This is a genomic window from Microbacterium salitolerans (assembly GCF_019720895.1).
In the GTDB taxonomy this organism is placed as follows: domain Bacteria; phylum Actinomycetota; class Actinomycetes; order Actinomycetales; family Microbacteriaceae; genus Microbacterium.
The window spans coordinates 550,533-568,834 of sequence record NZ_JAHKSH010000001.1; the positions used below are offsets into that span (position 1 = coordinate 550,533).

The 18,302-nt window shown below is 70.5% G+C and carries 15 protein-coding genes; 10 read left to right on the top strand and 5 right to left on the bottom strand.

The features are described from left to right. Nucleotides 1–240 precede the first annotated feature (240 nt). Together KOL93_RS02340 and KOL93_RS02345 are read left to right on the top strand one after the other, a co-directional pair. Complete coding sequence (locus KOL93_RS02340) at nt 241–1,008, top strand: ABC transporter ATP-binding protein (RefSeq protein ID WP_221583684.1); 768 nt, start codon at nt 241–243, stop codon at nt 1,006–1,008. Next, nucleotides 1,005–2,438, top strand: coding sequence for an ABC transporter permease (locus tag KOL93_RS02345; RefSeq protein ID WP_221583685.1), 1,434 nt, complete (start codon nt 1,005–1,007; stop codon nt 2,436–2,438). Before KOL93_RS02340 ends, KOL93_RS02345 begins: the two co-directional genes overlap by 4 nt. A gap of 164 nt (nt 2,439–2,602) precedes the next feature. Here the strand turns inward: KOL93_RS02345 and KOL93_RS02350 are convergent, their stop codons facing one another. Further along, complete coding sequence (locus KOL93_RS02350) at nt 2,603–3,535, bottom strand: LysR family transcriptional regulator (protein ID WP_221583686.1); 933 nt, start codon at nt 3,533–3,535, stop codon at nt 2,603–2,605. Between the two features lie 264 nt (nt 3,536–3,799). On the opposite strand from KOL93_RS02350, the gene KOL93_RS02355 reads away from it, so the two are divergent. Beyond that, complete coding sequence (locus tag KOL93_RS02355) at nt 3,800–7,294, top strand: bifunctional proline dehydrogenase/L-glutamate gamma-semialdehyde dehydrogenase (RefSeq protein WP_221583687.1); 3,495 nt, start codon at nt 3,800–3,802, stop codon at nt 7,292–7,294. A gap of 456 nt (nt 7,295–7,750) precedes the next feature. Next, nucleotides 7,751–8,638 (top strand): hypothetical protein, encoded by an 888-nt coding sequence (locus tag KOL93_RS02360; protein ID WP_221583688.1) that lies wholly within the window; start codon nt 7,751–7,753, stop codon nt 8,636–8,638. 231 nt (nt 8,639–8,869) lie between these two features. On the opposite strand, the gene KOL93_RS02365 is transcribed toward KOL93_RS02360, so the two are convergent. The 3 genes from KOL93_RS02365 to KOL93_RS02375 all read right to left on the bottom strand — a co-directional run bounded on the left by KOL93_RS02365 (nt 8,870) and on the right by KOL93_RS02375 (nt 10,648). Further along, entirely contained in the window at nt 8,870–9,385 is a 516-nt protein-coding gene (locus KOL93_RS02365) for a COG4315 family predicted lipoprotein (protein WP_260405835.1), read from the bottom strand. A gap of 67 nt (nt 9,386–9,452) precedes the next feature. After that, the gene (locus KOL93_RS02370) at nt 9,453–10,145 is read right to left on the bottom strand and encodes an anti-sigma factor family protein (RefSeq protein ID WP_221583690.1); all 693 of its coding nucleotides are present in this window, start codon (nt 10,143–10,145) and stop codon (nt 9,453–9,455) included. Further along, nucleotides 10,142–10,648 carry a sigma-70 family RNA polymerase sigma factor gene (locus KOL93_RS02375; protein ID WP_221583691.1) on the bottom strand — a complete coding sequence of 169 codons (507 nt, stop codon included), beginning with the start codon at nt 10,646–10,648 and terminating at the stop codon, nt 10,142–10,144. Before KOL93_RS02375 ends, KOL93_RS02370 begins: the two co-directional genes overlap by 4 nt. Nucleotides 10,649–10,729: 81 nt before the next feature. On the opposite strand from KOL93_RS02375, the gene KOL93_RS02380 reads away from it, so the two are divergent. Then, on the top strand, nt 10,730–11,209 hold the full coding sequence (locus KOL93_RS02380) for a DUF2231 domain-containing protein (protein WP_221583692.1): 480 nt from the start codon (nt 10,730–10,732) through the stop codon (nt 11,207–11,209). Nucleotides 11,210–11,231: 22 nt separating this feature from the next. Here the strand turns inward: KOL93_RS02380 and KOL93_RS02385 are convergent, their stop codons facing one another. Beyond that, nucleotides 11,232–11,837: a TetR/AcrR family transcriptional regulator gene (locus tag KOL93_RS02385; protein ID WP_221583693.1), complete on the bottom strand. Its 606-nt coding sequence runs from the start codon at nt 11,835–11,837 to the stop codon at nt 11,232–11,234. Between the two features lie 141 nt (nt 11,838–11,978). Between KOL93_RS02385 and KOL93_RS02390 the strand changes: the two genes are divergently transcribed. Genes KOL93_RS02390 through KOL93_RS02410 form a run of 5 tightly spaced genes read left to right on the top strand, consistent with a single transcriptional unit; the run spans nt 11,979 to nt 18,301 of the window. Next, nucleotides 11,979–13,502 carry an ABC transporter substrate-binding protein gene (locus KOL93_RS02390; protein WP_221583694.1) on the top strand — a complete coding sequence of 508 codons (1,524 nt, stop codon included), beginning with the start codon at nt 11,979–11,981 and terminating at the stop codon, nt 13,500–13,502. Between the two features lie 56 nt (nt 13,503–13,558). Beyond that, complete coding sequence (locus tag KOL93_RS02395) at nt 13,559–14,500, top strand: ABC transporter permease (protein WP_221583695.1); 942 nt, start codon at nt 13,559–13,561, stop codon at nt 14,498–14,500. Beyond that, nucleotides 14,497–16,257, top strand: coding sequence for a dipeptide/oligopeptide/nickel ABC transporter permease/ATP-binding protein (locus tag KOL93_RS02400; protein WP_221583696.1), 1,761 nt, complete (start codon nt 14,497–14,499; stop codon nt 16,255–16,257). The genes KOL93_RS02395 and KOL93_RS02400 overlap by 4 nt, the downstream gene beginning before the upstream one ends. Beyond that, entirely contained in the window at nt 16,254–17,078 is an 825-nt protein-coding gene (locus KOL93_RS02405; protein ID WP_221583697.1) for an ATP-binding cassette domain-containing protein, read from the top strand. The genes KOL93_RS02400 and KOL93_RS02405 overlap by 4 nt, the downstream gene beginning before the upstream one ends. Then, nucleotides 17,075–18,301 carry a family 1 glycosylhydrolase gene (locus KOL93_RS02410; RefSeq protein WP_221583698.1) on the top strand — a complete coding sequence of 409 codons (1,227 nt, stop codon included), beginning with the start codon at nt 17,075–17,077 and terminating at the stop codon, nt 18,299–18,301. Before KOL93_RS02405 ends, KOL93_RS02410 begins: the two co-directional genes overlap by 4 nt. Nucleotide 18,302: the final 1 nt, after the last annotated feature.

The following is an 18,302-nucleotide window of genomic DNA, read 5'->3' on the forward strand; positions in this document are numbered from 1 at the left end:
GCGTTGTGCTGTCACGGTGTGCAGCTTGTCGTGTTCGCGTACGACCACCGGCTGGCGGGCTGAGGTCTTCTGCGCCAACACAATGCAGTCGTTTCGGTGTCGGAACGGGCGAGGACCTGGTCTCTGGGGCGGATGCCGCCCGGATTGACTGCGTCATGCTGCGGGATCATCCTGGAGGAGGACCTGGATCAGCCCATCGCCCGACGACGGGGCACCCGCGCGCTTCGTAGCGTCGAGGACATGCACAACACCACAGCCGGCAGCGGCCTCGCGGCGCGCGTCACTCACCTCCAGAAGATGTACGGATCGGGCGACGGATCCGTGCGCGCTCTCGACGACGTCAGCGTCGGGATCCGCCGCGGCGAGTTCACCGCGATCATGGGCCCGAGCGGATCCGGCAAGTCGACGCTGATGCACATCATGGCGGGACTCGACGCGCCGACGGGAGGGAAGGCGTGGATCGGCGACACCGAGATCACGGGCCTCGACGACCGCGACCTCACCCTCCTGCGTCGCCGCCGGGTGGGCTTCGTGTTCCAGGCCTTCAACCTCGTGCCCACCCTCGACGTGCGCGCGAACATCCTCCTGCCGTTCGATCTCGACGGCCGTGCCCCCACGGCGGAGGAGGACCAGCGGATCCGCGACCTCGTCGCCGCGCTCGGCCTCGGCGAGCGGCTGACGCACCGCCCGCACGAGCTGAGCGGCGGTCAGCAGCAGCGCGTCGCGATCGTGCGTGCGCTCGCGACGGGGCCGGATCTCGTCTTCGCGGACGAGCCGACCGGCAACCTCGACTCGCGCACGGGCCGCGAGGTGCTCGAGCTGCTGCGCCGCGCGAGCCGCGAGCGCGGGCAGAGCATCGCGATGGTCACGCACGACCCGATCGCGGCGAGCTACGCCGATCGCGTGCTGTTCCTGGGCGACGGCCGCGTCGTCGCCGACAAGCCGCGTCAGACGCCGGATGAGATCTCGGCGCACATGCTGCGCACCGAACAGGAGCAGGCGGCATGACGGCGATCGCTCTCGGCGCGCCCGCGCGGCGCGTGTCGCTCGGCTTCCTGCGCGAGCGCGGCATGGGCGCGAGCATCCTCGTCGCCGCCCTGTCGTCGGCGTTCGGCGTCACGCTGCTGGCGACCACGGCGTACATCGGGTTCCTCGCGAAGTCGACCCTCGGCGAGGGCGGCACGGTCACGCTCATGGTCGGCGTGCTCAGCGTCCTGTTCATCGTCATCGCGATGTACGTCGGCGCGATCGTCACGGCCAACACGTTCTCGACCATCGTCGCGGGGCGCACGCGCCGCATCGCCCTCCTGCGCCTCATCGGCGCGACTGCGCGCTCGGAGCGTCGCCGCGTCGCAGGTCAGGGCCTCGTCGTCGGCGCGCTCGGTGCGGCGATCGGGATGGTCGTGGGCGTCGGACTCGCCTTCGCCGGCACGGCGGCGGCGGGGGCGATCCTCGACGCGCCCGCGTACCGCGACGCGTTCCAGGCGTGGATGCTGCTGCCCGCGGCGGCGGTCGTGCTGACGACGTGGCTCGCGGCATGGGGCGGCTCGCGCCGCGTCCTGTCCGTGACCCCGCTCGAGGCGCTCGGAGGATCCGTCGAGCGCACGCACGAGGAGACGGGCGGTGCGTCCGGGCGCAGCGGCGTCGCGATCGTGATCGGCCTGCTCGGAGTCCTCCTGCTCGTCGGGGGCGTCTTCGCGGGGCTGTTCACGCCGCTCGGCGTCGTGATCGCGTTCGGCGGCGGACTGCTGTCGTTCACGGCGCTCGTGATGGGAGCCACGGCCGTCATGCCCCCCGTCCTGCGTCTGGTCGGCCGCGCCTTCGGCGGATCCGCGACGTCCCGCATGGCCGCGGAGAACGCGCTGCGCTACCCGGAGCGGTCGAGTCGCATGGCGATCGGCGTCGTCGTCGGCGTCACGCTCGTGACGATGTTCGCCGTGGCGAGCGAGACGCTCAAGACCGTGGTCCTGCGCGGATACTCGTCCGAGGAGGCCGACGCGCTCGGCTTCTCGGCGTTCCTCGACCTGTTCTCGGGCGTCATGATGGGCCTCGTCGCGTTCTCGGCGATCATCGCGGCGGTGGGCCTCGTCAACCTCCTGACGATCGGTGTCGTGCAGCGCCGCACCGAGCTCGGACTGCTCCGGGCGCTCGGTCTGTCGAGCGGGCAGATCCGCGGCATGGTGCTGCTCGAGGCGGCGCACATCACGATCGCGTCGACCGCGCTGGGCCTCGTGCTCGGCACCGTCTACGGCTGGGCGGGCGCGCAGTCGACGCTGGGATCCCTGCCCGAGGGCGGGATCCTGGTGCTGCCGGCGGTCCCGTGGATCCCCGTGACGATCGTCATCGTCGCGATGGCGGCGCTGACGCTCATCGCCGCCGTCGCCCCCACCCGTCTCGCGACCCGCATCTCCCCGGTCGAGGCCCTCGCGGTCGGGTGAGGCGCGTGCGCTCGTGAGGAGATGTGCGCTCGGGAGGACGGATCCCCGTGTGGGGATCCTCGGAAGTGCACATCTCCTCACCGGGGCACGGTTTTCCGCGGACGGCGAAGCCGGATCCGCCCAGAAGGAATTTTGAAACTGGCCGCCCTTCTGGCGGTCAGGCTTCAATCGATGTGCGGCATGGCGTGCGGATCCTCGAACACGGCGGTCGCGTCGTGGAACGCCTGGGCGAGGGCGTCGCGCACGGCGATGATGCCTTTGGAATCGCGTGAGGACTCGCGTGCGGCGGTGAAGATCTCGCGGCTGGCGGATCCGGGCAGGTCGATGAGGCGCACGGGGCTCTCATCTCCGGCGAGGAGCAGTTCGGGCAGGAGGCCGACGGCATGCCCGGATGAGATGAGGCGCACCTGCGCGAGGAGGTCGGCGGCGCTGTAGCGCACGTCGGGTTCGAACCCGGCGTGGCGGCACTGCTGCACCGACCAGGTGCGCACGGCGGTGCCGATGGGCTCCATCACCCATGGGACGTCGTGCGCGTCGCTCAGGGAGCGGACGGGGGAGTCCGGACTGACGGCGAGGCGGATCGGGTCGTGCCCGAGCGTCACGCGGTCGAGGCCGGCACGGCGCTCGCGGGTGTGCCCGGGGTACTGCTCGGCGATGACGAGGTCGAAGCCGCGGGCCTCCACCTCGAACAGGCCCTCCTCGGGCGGCAGCACCCAGGCCTCGACGCGCATGCCGGGGTGGGTGACGGCGAGCATGTCGAGCATGCGGGGGAGGAGGGCGCGGGCCGACGTCTGCAGCGCGGCGATGCGCACGGGCGCCGGCATGGGGTTGTCGATGTCGATCTCGGCGCGTGCGTGCTCTTCGAGAGCGAGGATCTGCGAGGCGTGGGCGGCGACGGTCTCGCCCTGCGCGGTGAGCCTCACACGGCGCCCGTCGGCCTGCAGGAGGGGCGCGCCGACTTCGCGCTCGAGCTGCGCGAGCTGCTGGGAGACGGTCGACGGGGAGTAGCTCAGCGCCGTTGCGACGGCTGTGATGGTGCCGCGCAGCTGCAACTCCCGCAGGAGGAGCAGACGGTGGGTGCTCCAGCCCGTGCTCATGCTTCGACAGTAGCGAACGGATCTGTTCGAGTTCACGGGGTGTTTCCCTGCGATTCCGGGACGCACCATGGGGTGACGGCGTTCGCAGTGACGGGGCGCCGGGGGAGGCTCCGTGCGTCGCCAGAGGCGCCGTACGGTCGCTCCCGTAGCACCTGGTCGCAAACGTTCGAAGTTGTCGAATGGATCCCTTCGAAACTGTGTGCTTTACCTCAAGGTCGAGAGCACGCACGATGGGGAGACCGAGACCCGAAAGAGGTGAACTTCATGACCATCGAGCCGCGAAACCACACGCCGTTCCAGGCCACTGACACAGCAGGCGCCGCCATCCATACCGGGATCGACGTCGCCCTCGCCGACCAGGCCATCGCGCAGGTGCGCACGTGGCTCGAGGACGCACGTCACGAGAAGAGCGACGCCGCCGCGAAGAACCTCGCCGGCGTGCTCAGTGACCCAAAGGGCCTCGACTTCGCCGTCGGATTCGTCGACGGCGTCATCCAGCCCGAGGACAACGCGGTCGCGGCGCGCAACTTCCAGCGCGTCAGCCACGACGTCCCGAAGTTCCTCCCCCTTCCGCTGCGGGGCCTCGTGCGCCTCGGCGGAGCCGTGGCCACGACGTTCCCCGGCATCGTCGTCCCCATCGCCCGCCGCGTGCTGCGCGAGATGGTGCGTCACCTCATCGTCGACGCGACGCCGCACAAGCTCGGCCCGGCGCTCGCCGACATCGCCAAGCCCGGCACGCGCCTCAACGTCAACCTCCTCGGCGAGGCGATCCTCGGCCAGCGCGAGGCCGACAAGCGCGTCGCGAACACGATCCGCCTCATCGAGCGCGCCGACGTCGACTACATCTCGATCAAGGTCTCCTCGACCGTGGCCCCGCACAGCCTGTGGGCGCACGAGCAGGCCGTCGCCCATGCGGTCGAGGCGCTCGCGCCCGTGTACCGCGCGGCGCGCGACAACGACACCTTCCTCAACCTCGACATGGAGGAGTACAAGGATCTCGACCTGACGCTCGACGTCTTCCAGACGATCCTCGACCGCGAGGAGTTCCATGGTGTGCGCGCGGGCATCGTGCTGCAGGCCTACCTCCCCGACAGCCTTGCGGCCATGATCCGCCTGCAGGAGTGGGCGGCGACGCGCGTCGCGAGCGGCGGATCCCCCATCAAGGTGCGCGTCGTGAAGGGTGCGAACCTGCCGATGGAGCAGGTCGACGCCGAGACGCACGACTGGCCGCTGGCGACGTGGCCGTCGAAGCAGCACACCGACGCCGGCTACAAGCAGGTGCTCGACTACGCGCTCACGCCCGAGCACATCGCGAACGTGCACATCGGCATCGCCGGTCACAATCTGTTCGACGTCGCGCTCGCGAAGCTGCTCGCGGAGCGCCGCGGGATCCAGGTCCAGAAGGGATCCGGTGTCGAGTTCGAGATGCTGCTCGGCATGGCCACGCAGCAGGCCGCGGTCGTGCGCCGCGACGTGGGCGAGCTGCTGCTCTACACGCCCGTCGTCCTCCCCGCCGAGTTCGATGTCGCGATCGCGTACCTCATCCGACGCCTCGAAGAGGGCGCGAGCTCCGATAACTTCATGTCGGCCGTGTTCGAGCTCGACCGCAACGAGCAGCTGTTCCTCCGCGAGAAGGAGCGCTTCCTCACCTCGATCGAGATGATGCCGACCGAGGTGCCGACGCCCAACCGCGTCATGGACCGCGCGCAGCCGCAGCCCGAGGGGCCTCGCGGCGAGTTCCACGGCACACCCGACACGGATCCGGCCGTGGCCGCGAACCGCGACTGGGCCGCAGGGATCCGCTCGCGCATGGAGGCATCCGACCTCGGCGTGCAGGCGCTCGAGGAGAACACGATCCGCGAGTCCGCCGAGCTCGAGACGCTCATCGAGGGTGCCCGTGCCGCGGCCGACGCCTGGACGGCCCGCCCGCTGGCCGAGCGCGTGGAGATCCTCCACCGCGCCGGCGACATCCTGGAGCGGCGTCGCGCCGACCTGCTCGAGGTCATGGGATCCGAGTGCGGCAAGGTCGTCGAGCAGGGCGATCCCGAGGTGAGCGAGGCGATCGACTTCGCGCACTACTACGCCGCGAGCGCCGAGAAGCTCCCCGCCGTCGACGGCGCCGAGTACGCACCCGCGAAGGTCACGGCCGTCATCCCGCCGTGGAACTTCCCGGCCGCGATCCCGGCCGGAGGCGTCCTCGCGGCGCTCGCCAGCGGATCAGCCGTCGTCTTCAAGCCCGCCCGCCAGGCCGCCCGCACGGGCGCCGTGATCGCGGAGGCGCTCTGGGAGGCCGGGGTGCCGCGCGATGTCCTGCGGCTGGTGCGGCTCGAGGGCCGCGAGCTGGGATCCCAGCTGCTGTCGCACGAGTCGGTCGAGCAGGCGATCCTCACGGGCGCGTACGAGACGGCCGAGCTGTTCCGCTCGTTCCGCCCCGACCTGCCGCTCCTCGCCGAGACGAGCGGGAAGAACGCGCTCATCGTCACGCCGAGCGCCGACTTCGACCTCGCGGCAAAGGACGCCGCGTACTCGGCGTTCGGACACGCCGGCCAGAAGTGCTCCGCCGCGTCCCTCATCGTCCTCGTCGGATCCGTCGCCAAGAGCGAGCGTTTCCGTCGCCAGCTGCTCGACGCGATCGACGGCTACGAAGTGGGCATGCCGTGGACCGAGGGAGCGCGGATCGGCCCGATCATCGCGCCTGCCGAGGACAAGCTCCTGCGCGGTCTGACCGAGCTCGAGCCCGGCCAGAAGTGGCTGCTCGAGCCGAAGCAGCTTGGCGACGCGCTCTGGACGCCGGGTCTGCGCGAGGGCGTGAAGCCAGGTTCCGAGTTCCACATGACCGAGTACTTCGGGCCGGTCGCGGGCATCATCGCGGCCGAGACGCTCGAGGAGGCGATCGAGATCGTCAACGCGGTCGAGTACGGCCTCACCTCGGGTCTGCACTCGCTCGACGTCGACGAGATCCAGCAGTGGCTCGGATCAGTGCAGGCGGGCAACGCCTACATCAACCGGGTGATCACGGGCGCCATCGTGCAGCGTCAGCCCTTCGGCGGCTGGAAGAAGTCGGCGGTCGGCGCCGGCACCAAGGCCGGCGGGCCGAGCTACCTGTTCGGCCTCGGCACGTGGACCGACGCGCCCGTCGCGACGGGGCACCTCGCCGACGCGGCGACGCGCCGCGCGATCAAGGCCGTGCCCGCGACGGACCAGGCGTGGCTCGAGGGGGCGCTCAGCACCGACATCGCGGCCTGGAACGACGAGTTCGGCGTCGCACGCGACGTGCAGGGCCTCGAGCTCGAGCAGAACGTGCTCCGTTACGTGCCGACCGCGGTCACTGTGCGCTTCGAGGGCGACCGCGTCGCGGAGCTCGTGCGCGTCGTCGCGGCCGGCGTGCGCATCGGCGCTCCGATCATGGTGTCGACGGTCGAGCGCCTGCCGCGCGAGGTGCGCGAGTACCTCGCCGAGGTCGCCGTGTCCGTGCACATCGAGGATGCGTCCGCCTGGGCCGCCCGCGCGGCGTCGTACACCGACACGGGTGCGCGCATCCGTCTGGTCGGCGCTCCCGCGGAGCCGATCATCGAGGCGACGGAGGGCGAGCCCAACATCGCGATCTACCGCAATGATGTGACCTCGGCGGGTCGCGTCGAGATGCTCCCCTTCGTGCGCGAGCAGGCGGTGTCCATCACGGCCCACCGCTTCGGCAACCCGCGTCGCTACGAGGTCCCCGTCGTCGCCGGCGGAGCGAGCGAGCTCGTCGCGCGCTGACGCGTCCCCGTCAACACAACGCAGTCGATCCGAGCGGATCGCGCCCGAGTCCCCGCGATCGGGCCGTTCCGGCCTCGGATCGACTGCGTTGTGTCGTCTGCCCAAGGGTGACGTAGGTGGGCACCCAGGCAGGGGCCGAGAGGTTCCGCGACGTGCTCGCTCGTCACGACGGGCGTATCGATCCGGTCGTCGTGCGAGGCCGTGCCGTGATCCGCATGCCTGAGCTTCGCCGACTGCTCGACGAGCCGCGACGTCGTCGGCGGCACTCCCGCAACATGACGCAGTCGATTCTGGCGAGTTGGGGGTGCTGGAGCCTGTTTTCGCTGTTTCGGCGGTGGATTGACTGCGTCATGACGGCGGGTCAGCGTGTTCACAATCACGGAATGCGGCCGATTTGTCCACAATCAGGGGTTCTGTCCCGACGCCGGCGTGCGAAACCGAGCACGCTTGCCGGGTATGACCAGGATCGAGTCGCCCCGCAGCGCGTCGTATCAGGACCTGAGAGCCGAAGGGATGACGCGCGAGTCCATCCGGGCCGGCGTCGGCGCCGGGCAGCTCTTCCACGCGCGACGCGATGTGTACGTCCAGGGCGATCTCTCCGATCGAGTGCTCCAGGCGGCGCGGGTCGGCGGCAGGCTCGACTGCGTGTCGCTGCTGCGCACGAGCGGGGTCTATGTCCTGGCCGCGGAGGAGGCGCTGCACGTTCAGATCCCACGCCATCGTTCGCGGCTGAGGTCCCCCGGGTCACGAAGGGTGAAGCTCGACGGCACCGCGCACCGCGTCGTCATCCACTGGCGAGATGATCCGTCGGATGCCGACGCCCTGTTCGCGGATCCCGTGCGCGCCGTCGCCCAGGCCCTCATCTGCCAGCCGGTGCGCCCCGCGATCGCGACGCTGGACTCGGCCCTCAACACAGGATTCATCTCGGAGCAGGACCTCGACGCCGTCTTCGAGACGATCCCGCCGCGCCGCCGTTCGATGCGCGCTGCCATCGACGGGCGGGCCGAGGCGGGGTCCGAGACCTTCGCGCGACTGATCTGTCGCACGTTCGGCCTCAGCGTCGAGCTGCAGGTCGAGATCCCGAACGTGGGCCGCGTGGATCTTCTAGTGGACGGGTGGATCATCGTGGAATGCGACAGTCATGCTTTCCACGGCGGGTGGGAGGCGCAGGAGCGCGACCGGCGTCGCGATCTCGCGGCCGCCCAGCTGGGGTATTCGACCCTGCGCCCGACGGCGAACCACCTCAGCTGGGAGCCTCATCTCCTCCGCGACGCGCTGGCCGGTCTGCTCGCTCGCGGTCCCCGCCGACAGGACGCAGTCAGGTTGCGCCGGAAGCGGCGTTGACTGGCGCTCATCCGCCTTCTGGGGGACATTCTGACTGCGTCATGTTCGGGACGCCGGCCTCACCCGGCGCCGGGCCGCACCTCGATACCGTCCTCACTCGGCGCCGGACCGCGCCCGGGCACGCGGCGTCCCGCAACACAACGCAGTCGATCCAGGGCTTCGAGGAGCCGAACGGCCCTCCAACCCGCCTACATCGAACCGATTGACTGCGTTGCGTTGCGGCGGCGCGGCTCACTCCCGGATCACGGCGCCGTCGGGTGCCATCACCCACCAGATCCCGCCCACGGCCTGGCCCGTGACGTCACCGGGCTCGGCGTCGCCCGCGAAGTAGTAGAGCGGCCAGCCGTCGAGGGTGAGCTGGGTGGATCCGTCGGTGCCCGTGATTGTGCCGACCTCCGCCGTGACGCCGGTGGCCTCGATCTCCGCCGTGTCCTGGTCGGTCGTCACGGGCGGCCAGTTCGCGAGGCAGTCGCCGGCGCACGTGCTCTCGCCCGAGCCCTGCTCGTCGTCGTCGAACATGTACACGGTGAGCCCCTCGCCGTCGACGACGATCTCGCCGAGCTCGGAATCCGCGGTGGAGAGCGCCGTCATCTGCGGGTCGTCCATGGGCTCCTCCTTCATGGGCTCCTCCTCGGCGGGCGCGCCGTAGCCGCCGCCCGGCGTGCTGGAGGCGTCGCCGCAGCCGGCGAAGCCGAGCACCAGCGCGATCGCGGCGCCCGTGACGGCTGCTCGTGTGGTGGACAGCATGATGTTCCTCCTCATCGAGGACCTCGTTGGTCCGCTGTGGGGAACACGAGGCGCCCGGCCCGAAGGTTCACCGGGCGTCGGAATCCGTGAGGTCGCCCTGCAGCAGCACGGCGCCGTTCTCTATCGACCGCACCTCGATCGCGGCGATCTCCTCGGGAGCGAGCTCGGTCCCCGCGCTGAGCTCCGCCGTGGATCCGGCGTATGCGCGCCACGTCGACAGCTCGCTCTCGGTGCCGTCGTCTGCGACCACGACGAGGGCGTATCCCCACCCGTCGCCGGGGGCGCCCGCGACGGCGTCGTACCGGCACGTCATGTCGATGCGCGTGCCCCACGGCACGTCGACGAGATCGACGGACGCCGACACGGGCACGTCCACGACCGCGTCGAGGGCGAGCGTCTCGCCCGGCGGATCATCGGGAGTCAGCAGGGGGATCACGACGACGGCCGCGAGCACGATGACCGCCGCCGCGCTCGAGACGCCCCACACGAGCCGGCGACGGCGTCGGGTGCGCGCGCTCGCGAGGTCGATGACCCGCGCGCGGGCCTCGGCGTCGTCCTCCGCCGCGGTATCCGGTTCCCGAGCCTCCGCCCTCTCGCGGGGGACGCGCGAGAGCAGGCCGGGGAGGGGGGCGAGCTCGGCGACCGACGCGCGGCAGGCGGCGCACTCCTCGAGGTGCGCCTCGAAGAGCGCGCGGTCGGCTGGGCTCAGCGCTCCGAGGATGTACGCGGCATCCCATTCGGCGACCTGTTCGTGCGTCATCGCGTCACTCCCTTCTCCTGCAGTGCGAGGCGCAGCGCGCGCAGTCCGTAGTGCAGCCGCGACTTGACGGTGCCGACGGGCACGTCGATCTCCGTCGCGATCTCGGCGACGGTGCACCCGCCGTAGTAGGCTCGGACCACGACGTCGCGGTGCGCGTCGCTCAGTGATCGCAGGGCCTCCTCGATGAGGATCGCGTCGAACACGGCGTCGGTGGCGTCGCGAGCGGCGGAGTCCGGCGGATCCGCGACGGCGTTCTCGTGGCGGCTGTGCGCGCTGCGCGCCTCGTCGACGACGAGGTGTCGCGCGACCGTGAACATCCACGAGCGGACAGATGACGGATCCTCAGCGAGGATCCGCGGTGTGCGCCACGCGCGCAGCAGGGTCTCCTGGACGACGTCGTCGGCGCCCGAGACGTCGCCCGTGAGGTGCACGACGTATCGGCGCACGGGGGCCGCGTGCGCGTCGAAGAGCGCGCCCAGGCGCTCCGCGTCGTCGTCGGCCATCTGCCACCTCCCGGGGTGACACGAGACAGCCCGCGCCCGGGTTCATCTGAACTCGCACGAGTTCTGGCTCGTGTCCTGAGTATGGACCTGAATGAGTTCGACGTCATGGGGCTGCCGCTGCATCCCCTCATCGTCCACGCCGTCGTCGTGCTGCTGCCGCTCGCCGCGCTCGCGCTCGTCGTGGGAACGCTCTGGCCGGCGGCGCGCCGGCGCCTCGGTCTCGTGACCCCCGCGCTGGCGCTGCTGGTGCTCGTGCTCACGCCGATCACGCTGCTGTCGGGCGAGACGCTCAAGCAGGAGGTGGGCCCGGTGCCCTCGGTCCTCGTGCACGAGGATCTCGCCCGGATGCTCCCGCCATGGGCCATCGCGCTCGCCGTCGTCGCGGCGCTGCAGTGGGCGTGGTTCCGCTGGCGCCCCACGCCGCTTCAGGGGAAGAAGCCCCCGGCATCCCATCGGGCGCTCACGGTCGCGCTCGCCGCGGCCGCGATCGTCGTCGCCGTCGGGAGCACCGCCCTGGTCGTGCTCATCGGCGAGGCCGGCGCCCGTTCCGTCTGGGGGTGAGCGCTCCCGCGCCGCGAATCCCCTAGAGCGGCGCGGTCACGAACTGCTGGATGTGCTGACGCGACTCCGCGACCATGTCGACGTCGAAGCCGGTGAGCCACAGCACCTCGAGGCCCTCGGTCATCGCCAGGCACGACAGTGATGCCGCGTGCGGGTCGAGGTCGCTCGGGGCGTCGCCGTCTTCGATCGCCTCGCGGAACGCCTTCTCGAGGCCGTCGAGGACGAGCCGCTGCCGCGCTTGGAAGTGCGCGTGCGCCGGGTGGTCGGGGTTCAGGGCCTCCGTGGAGAGCATGCGATAGGCCTGGATCATTCCGCGCTTGTCGAGCTGCGTCGTCGTGATCTCCGGCAGCGCGCGCAGGAAGTCGGCGCCGCGCTTGCCGGCGATGATGGCCTGGGCCTGCTCGTCGCGCCGGTCGAGCACGGCTTGCAGCAGCGCCGTCTTGCCGCCCTTGAAGTGGTGGAGGACCCCCGTCTGCGTCATGCCGACGCGCCGGGCGATCTCGCTGACCGAGCCGGCCGTGTACCCGAGCTCGGAGAACACCGCGAAGGCCGCCTCGAGGATCTGCTCTCGTCGGGCGGCGGATTTTCGGTACTCGCCTCGGCGGTACTCGACCGTTGAGCCTGCCATGGGGATCGACGCTAGCAGGGTTCACGTGAAATTGTTACACATCCTCGAAATTGAAAACATTGACGTCTCTACATTTTCAGTGTTAGCGTCACGGCAGCTCGGATCCCCGGGCGCTCTTCAACGGCGAAAGAGGTGGCGCACATGCGTCGACGGATCACAGCAGTCGCGGTGGGAGCCGCCGCGGCACTCGCACTGACGGCCTGCTCCGGCGGATCCACGGGCGGCGGGTCGACAGCCGGCGGATCCACGGAGGGCGGCAGCCTGCGCATCGGCGCGGTCGTCGACGTCACGACGTGGGATCCCGGCGAGGGGGCGTGGGGCAACGAGGCCCTGTACTTCCAGTCGGTCTACGACACGCTGCTGCGCATGAGCGCCGACGGCGAGATCGAGCCCGGGCTGGCCGAGACGTGGGAGTACGACGACAGCCGCACGACGCTGACGCTCGACCTGCGCGACGGCGTCACGTTCTCGGACGGCGAGGAGCTCACGGCCGAGGCGGCCGCCGAGAGCGTCCTCGCCTACCGCGATGGGGCCGCTCCCAACGCGGGGTACCTCTCGGACGTCGAATCGGTCGAGGCCGCCGACGAGAACACGGTCGAGATCCGCCTCTCGCAGCCGAATCCCGCGCTCGAGGCCTATCTCACGCAGAACGCGGGCGTCGTCGGATCCCCGTCGGCAGCCGACCCGGCGACCACGCCCGTCGGGTCCGGTCCGTACGTGCTCGACCTCGACGCGTCGATTCCCGGATCCCGCTACGAGCTCACGGCGCGTGAGGACTACTGGGACGAGTCCGTCCAGCACTACGACGCGATCACCATCAACTTCTACGCCGACGCGACGGCGACGCAGAACGCCCTGCGCGACAACCAGGTCGACTACTCGAACCTGAACAGCGTCTCGCAGCTGCCCGACGCCGAGGCGGCTGGGTACACGGCCCATCACGCCCCGGTGAACTGGAAGGGCTTCATCCTCTCCGACCGCGAGGGAACCGTGAATGAGGCGCTCGGCGAGGTGAAGGTGCGGCAGGCGTTCAACTACGCGCTCGACCGCGAGGCGCTGCTCGAGGCGATCGAGAGCGGTCACGGCGAGCCGACGACGCAGATCTTCGGCATCGAGACCGCCGCCTACGACGAGTCCCTCGAGGACCGCTACCCGTACGACCCCGAGAAGGCGAAGGAGCTGCTCGCCGAGGCCGGCTACCCGGACGGCGTCGAGATCGTGCAGCCGCAGACGAGCTTCACCCCGGCGTCCGACTACGAGCTCGTCTCGGACATGCTCGCGGAGTCGAACATCGAGATGGTCGCCGACCAGGTCGGATCCACCTTCATCGGCGATCTGCTCGGCGGCAAATGGGGCGCGTTCCAGTTCGGCCTCAATCAGGAGCCCCTGGCCTGGCAGACGTATCAGCTGGCGGTCGCCCCGGACGCGGCGTGGAATGTTCAGCACGTCGTCGACCCGACCGTCGAGGAGCTCGCCGAGCGCATGCGCCACGGCGGGGACGACGCCGATGCGGCGGCGCAGGAGCTGAACGAGCACCTCGTCGAGCAGGCCTGGTTCGCCCCGATCTACCGCGTCGACGGCGTGATCGTCACGGGTGAGGGCACCACGGCCACGCAGAAGGTCGGCGAGGCCGTGCCGAACCTCTGGGACATCCTTCCCGAGTGATCGACCGGCAGGTGGGGCGCGATCTGCGCCCCACCTCCTCCGACGAAGGCTGAGACATGCTGAGATTCCTCCTCCAGCGGATCGCGTCCGGCGCGGTGCTGCTGATCGCGCTGGCGGTGCTGGCGTACTTCCTGCTCCGGATGGGCACCGCCGACATCGCCCAGCAGATCGCCGGGCAGACCGCCGGACCCGAGCAGGTCGCGCTCATCGAGGAGCGCTTCGGCCTCGATCGTCCCCTGCTCGAGCAGTTCGCGATCTGGGCCGGGTCGGTCTTCGCAGATGACATGGGCCGGTCGTGGTTCACCGGCCAGCCCGTCGGCGCGACGGTCTTCGGACGCACGGGCGTCACCGTCACACTCGCGATCGGATCCGTGCTGCTCACGGGCGTCTTCGGCGTGATCCTGGGCGTCGTCGCCGCCACGCGTCGTGGCGCCCTCGACCGCGTCGTGCAGATCCTCGCGGTGCTCGGCCAGGCGATCCCCGGGTTCCTCATCGCCGTCGGCCTCGTGCTGCTGTTCGCGGTGCGACTGGGCTGGTTCCCGGCGACGGGCTACACGCCGATCGGCGACTCCGTCACGGGGTGGCTGCAGTCGATCACCCTGCCGATCCTCGCGCTCGCCCTCGGGTCCGTCGGCGGCGTGGCGCAGCAGGTGCGCGGATCCGTGCTCGACGTGCTCGGTCGTGATCACGTGCGCACGCTGCGCAGCCGCGGACTGCCGGAGAACCGCGTCGTGTACCGCTACGTCCTGCGCAATGCGGGAGGGCCCGCGCTCAGCGTGCTCGGTCTGCAGTTCGTCATCATCCTGTCGGCGTCCGTCGTCGTCGAGCAGGTCTTCTCGATCCCGGGCCTCGGCCCCATCGCCCTCACGAGCACGATGCAGGGCGACGTGCCGCTCGTCATGGGCATCGTCCTCGTCATGGGCGCGATGGTCATCGTCGTGAACCTCCTCGTCGACCTGCTGCAGGGCGTCATCAACCCGAAGGTGAGGCTGTCATGACGACGACCCTCGTCACCACGATCGCCCGCAGGGGCGGCCGCGATCACGTCTTCGCGCGCCTCGTGCGCCACCCGCTGGGCGCGCCCTCGATCCTCTTCCTCGCGCTCGTCGCGGTCGTGGCGGTCGCCGCGCCGTGGCTCGTCCCGATGGATCCCACCGCCACCGACGTGCAGAACGTGTTCGGCCCTCCCGGAGACGGTCACCCGCTCGGCACCGACAGCGCGGGCCGCGACGTGCTGTCGCGGCTCATCATCGGCACGACCTACTCGCTCGCCGGCGGCCTCGTCGTCGCGATCGTCGCGGCCGTGATCGGCGTGACGGGCGGTCTCATCGCCGGCTACTTCAGCGGGTGGACCGACACCGCCGCGTCCTGGCTGACGTCGCTCACGATGTCGCTGCCGGGCATGGTCGTCCTGCTCGCGGCGCGCGCCGCGTTCGGCCCATCCATGTGGCTGACGATGGCGCTGTTCGGCGCGATCATCTCGCCCACCTACTACCGCGTCGTCTACAACTCCGTGCGGGCCGTGCGCAACGAGCTGTTCATCGACGCGGCGCGCACGAGCGGGCTCACGACTCCGGCCATCATCGGCCGCCACGTGCTGACGGCCGTGCGCGCCCCGATCATCCTCCTCACCTCCGGCATCATCGCGGGCGGCATCGGCATGATGGCCGCGCTCGACTTCCTCGGCCTCGGCTCGCCCGACACCCCGACCTGGGGTCAGATGCTCAGCGAGGGCTTCTATCAGCTGACCCGGGCGCCCCAGCTCGTGCTCTGGCCCGCCCTCGCTCTCGGACTCACGATGATCGCGCTCGTCCTGCTCGGCACGGCCCTGCGCGACGAGCTCGAGGGATCGCATGGATCCGCGAAGGGCGCCCGCACGGCCTGGCACGCCGAGCGCGCGCCCGAGAAGGCGATCGCCCACGACGACGGCCAGGGGGATCCGATCCTCGAGATCGCGGATCTCGCCGTCGCCTACCCGGGCGACGAGGGCTGGAAGACCGTGGTCCACGATGCGAACCTCACGGTGCGCCGCGGCGAGGTGCACGGCCTCATCGGCGAATCGGGATCCGGTAAGTCGCAGACGGCGTTCGCCGTGCTCGGGCTGCTCGCGACGGGCGGTCGGGTGGTGCACGGATCCATCCGCTTCGACGGGCAGGACGTCGCATCGCTCTCGCCCCGCGACATGAACCGGCTGCGCGGATCGCGCATCGCGTACGTGCCGCAGGAGCCGATGTCGAACCTGGACCCCGCCTTCACGGTCGGCGACCAGTTCACGGATCCGCTCCGCATCGTCCACGGCATGTCGAAGGCCGAGGCGAAGAAGAAGGCCCTCGACCTGCTCGCCACGGTCGGGATCCCGGATCCCGAGCGCACCTTCCGCGCGTATCCGCATCAGCTCTCGGGCGGCATGGCGCAGCGCGTGCTCATCGCGGCGGCCGTCGCGACGGAGCCCGACCTGCTCATCGCCGACGAGCCCACGACGGCCCTCGACGTGACGGTGCAGGCCGAGGTGCTGGATCTGCTGCGCGATCTCCGCGAGGCGATCGGCATGTCGGTCCTCATCGTCACCCACAGCTTCGGCGTCGTCGCCGACGTCTGCGACCACGTCTCGGTGATGCAGCACGGCGCGATCGTCGAGACCGGCCCGTGCCGCAGCGTGTTCGCGGATCCGCGCCACGAGTACACCCAGCGTCTGTTCGCGTCCGTCCCTCGGGGCGAGCCGCGCGGGAGCCTGAGAGAGGGGACGGCCTCATGAGCCTTCTCGAGATCGCCGACCTCGTCGTCGAGTACCCCGGCCGCGGATTCCGTGCGAAGCCCTTCCGCGCCGTGCAGGGGGTGTCGCTCGACATCCGCGCAGGTGAGACGGTCGGGCTCGTCGGCGAGTCCGGATCGGGCAAATCGACGATCGGCCGCGCGATCCTCGGGCTCGCGCCCGTCACGTCCGGCACGATCTCCTACGCGGGCGAGGACATCAGCCACCCGACGCCCGCGAGGCGCCGCGAGCTGACGCGCGACCTGCAGGTCGTGTTCCAGGATCCGTACTCGTCGCTGGATCCCACCATGACGATCGGCGACATCCTCACCGAGCCGCTCATCGCGCGCCGGACGCCGAAAGCCGCCGCCCAGACCCGCGTGCGAGAGCTCCTCGACGTGGTGCAGCTGCCGTCCGACACGATCGAGCGGCGTCCGCGCGACTTCTCGGGCGGGCAGCGGCAGCGCGTCGCGATCGCCCGCGCGCTCGCGCTCGATCCGAAGCTCATCGTCGCCGACGAACCCGTCTCGGCGCTCGACCTGTCGACGCAGGCCCGCGTGCTCGAGCTGTTCACCGAGATCCAGGAGCGCACGGGCGTCGCCTACCTGTTCGTCTCGCACGACCTCGCCGTCGTGCGCGAGATGGCGCATCGCGTCGCGGTCATGCGCCGCGGCGAGATCGTCGAGTTCGGCGACGGCGATGCCGTCACGAGCCATCCGCAGCATCCCTACACGCAGCGACTGCTGCTGTCGTCTCCCGTGCCCGACCCCGTGGCACAGGAGAAGCGCCGGACCGCGCGCAGGGCACTTCAAGGAGAGACATGACCTTCCCCAAGGACTTCTACTGGGGCGTCGCGAGCGCCGGCCACCAGAACGAGGGCGACAACTCCCACAGCGACATCTGGACCCTTGAGCACACGGATCCCACGCTGTTCCGCGAGCCGAGCGGATCCGCCTGCCGCGCCTACGACATGTGGGAGACCGACCTCGATATCGTGCGCGACATGGGGCTGAACGCCTACCGGTTCAGCGTCGAGTGGGCGCGCATCGAGCCGACGCGCGGCGCCATCGACACCGCCGCCCTCGACCACTACGAGCAGGTCGTCGACGGCGCGCTCGAGCGCGGCATCACGCCCCTCATCACGTTCTGCCACTTCGCGGCGCCGCACTGGTTCGCGGCGTCGGGATCCTGGATCGGCCCCGAGGCGCCCGACCTGTTCGCGGCGCACTGCGACCGCGTCATGGAGCGCATCGGCGACCGGATCGGCGCGGGGATCACCCTCAACGAGCCGAACCTCGAGCAGGTGCTGCAGTCGCTCGGACACATGCCGCCGGAGGTCGAGACGCAGAAGAAGGCGATGCTCGCGCAGGCGGCGAAGGACGCCGGCAGCGACTTCTACTACGCGGCGAACATCATCCCCGCCGACGATCAGGAGCTGCTGCGCGACGGCTTCCTCCGTGCGCACCGTGCAGGGAAGCAGGCGATCAAGGCCCGCCGCGCCGACCTGCCCGTGGGCATCTCGATCGCGATCGGCGACGAGATCGCGATGGCGGGCGGCGAGGAGCGCCGTGACGCCAAGCGCGAGAAGGTCTATGACTTCTGGCTGCGCGAGGCCCGGAACGATGACTTCATCGGCGTGCAGAACTACGAGCGCGTCTGGCACGGACCCGACGGCGAGGTGTTCCCCGAGGGCCCGCGCAACGGCATGGGCACCGTCATCTCGCACGCGTCCGTCGCGGGTGCGGCGCGCTACGCGCACGACGTGTCGGGGGTGCCGGTGCTCGTGAGCGAGCACGGGATCCAGTCCGACGACGACGCCGTCCGCGCCGACTTCATCCCCGCCGCGCTGGCCGAGCTCGCGCTCGAGGTCGACCGCGGCACGCCGATCTTCGGCTACTGCCACTGGACCCTGATGGACAACTTCGAGTGGATCTTCGGCTACGGAGCCAAGCTCGGACTCGTCGAGGTCGACCGCGAGACGTTCCAGCGCACCCCGAAGCCCAGCGCCGGCGTCTACGCCGACGCCGTGCGCCGATACCGTTCGTGAC

Bases quoted from the DNA above. Each gene is read 5' to 3' on its own strand.
- KOL93_RS02350 (WP_221583686.1), bottom strand. From the start codon at position 3,535: ATGAGCACGGGCTGGAGCACCCACCGTCTGCTCCTCCTGCGGGAGTTG.
- KOL93_RS02390 (WP_221583694.1), top strand. From the start codon at position 11,979: ATGCGTCGACGGATCACAGCAGTCGCGGTGGGAGCCGCCGCGGCACTC.
- KOL93_RS02400 (WP_221583696.1), top strand. From the start codon at position 14,497: ATGACGACGACCCTCGTCACCACGATCGCCCGCAGGGGCGGCCGCGAT.
- KOL93_RS02365 (WP_260405835.1), bottom strand. From the start codon at position 9,385: ATGCTGTCCACCACACGAGCAGCCGTCACGGGCGCCGCGATCGCGCTG.
- KOL93_RS02340 (WP_221583684.1), top strand. From the start codon at position 241: ATGCACAACACCACAGCCGGCAGCGGCCTCGCGGCGCGCGTCACTCAC.
- KOL93_RS02370 (WP_221583690.1), bottom strand. From the start codon at position 10,145: ATGACGCACGAACAGGTCGCCGAATGGGATGCCGCGTACATCCTCGGA.
- KOL93_RS02395 (WP_221583695.1), top strand. From the start codon at position 13,559: ATGCTGAGATTCCTCCTCCAGCGGATCGCGTCCGGCGCGGTGCTGCTG.
- KOL93_RS02385 (WP_221583693.1), bottom strand. From the start codon at position 11,837: ATGGCAGGCTCAACGGTCGAGTACCGCCGAGGCGAGTACCGAAAATCC.
- KOL93_RS02405 (WP_221583697.1), top strand. From the start codon at position 16,254: ATGAGCCTTCTCGAGATCGCCGACCTCGTCGTCGAGTACCCCGGCCGC.
- KOL93_RS02360 (WP_221583688.1), top strand. From the start codon at position 7,751: ATGACCAGGATCGAGTCGCCCCGCAGCGCGTCGTATCAGGACCTGAGA.
- KOL93_RS02410 (WP_221583698.1), top strand. From the start codon at position 17,075: ATGACCTTCCCCAAGGACTTCTACTGGGGCGTCGCGAGCGCCGGCCAC.
- KOL93_RS02345 (WP_221583685.1), top strand. From the start codon at position 1,005: ATGACGGCGATCGCTCTCGGCGCGCCCGCGCGGCGCGTGTCGCTCGGC.
- KOL93_RS02375 (WP_221583691.1), bottom strand. From the start codon at position 10,648: ATGGCCGACGACGACGCGGAGCGCCTGGGCGCGCTCTTCGACGCGCAC.
- KOL93_RS02355 (WP_221583687.1), top strand. From the start codon at position 3,800: ATGACCATCGAGCCGCGAAACCACACGCCGTTCCAGGCCACTGACACA.
- KOL93_RS02380 (WP_221583692.1), top strand. From the start codon at position 10,730: ATGGACCTGAATGAGTTCGACGTCATGGGGCTGCCGCTGCATCCCCTC.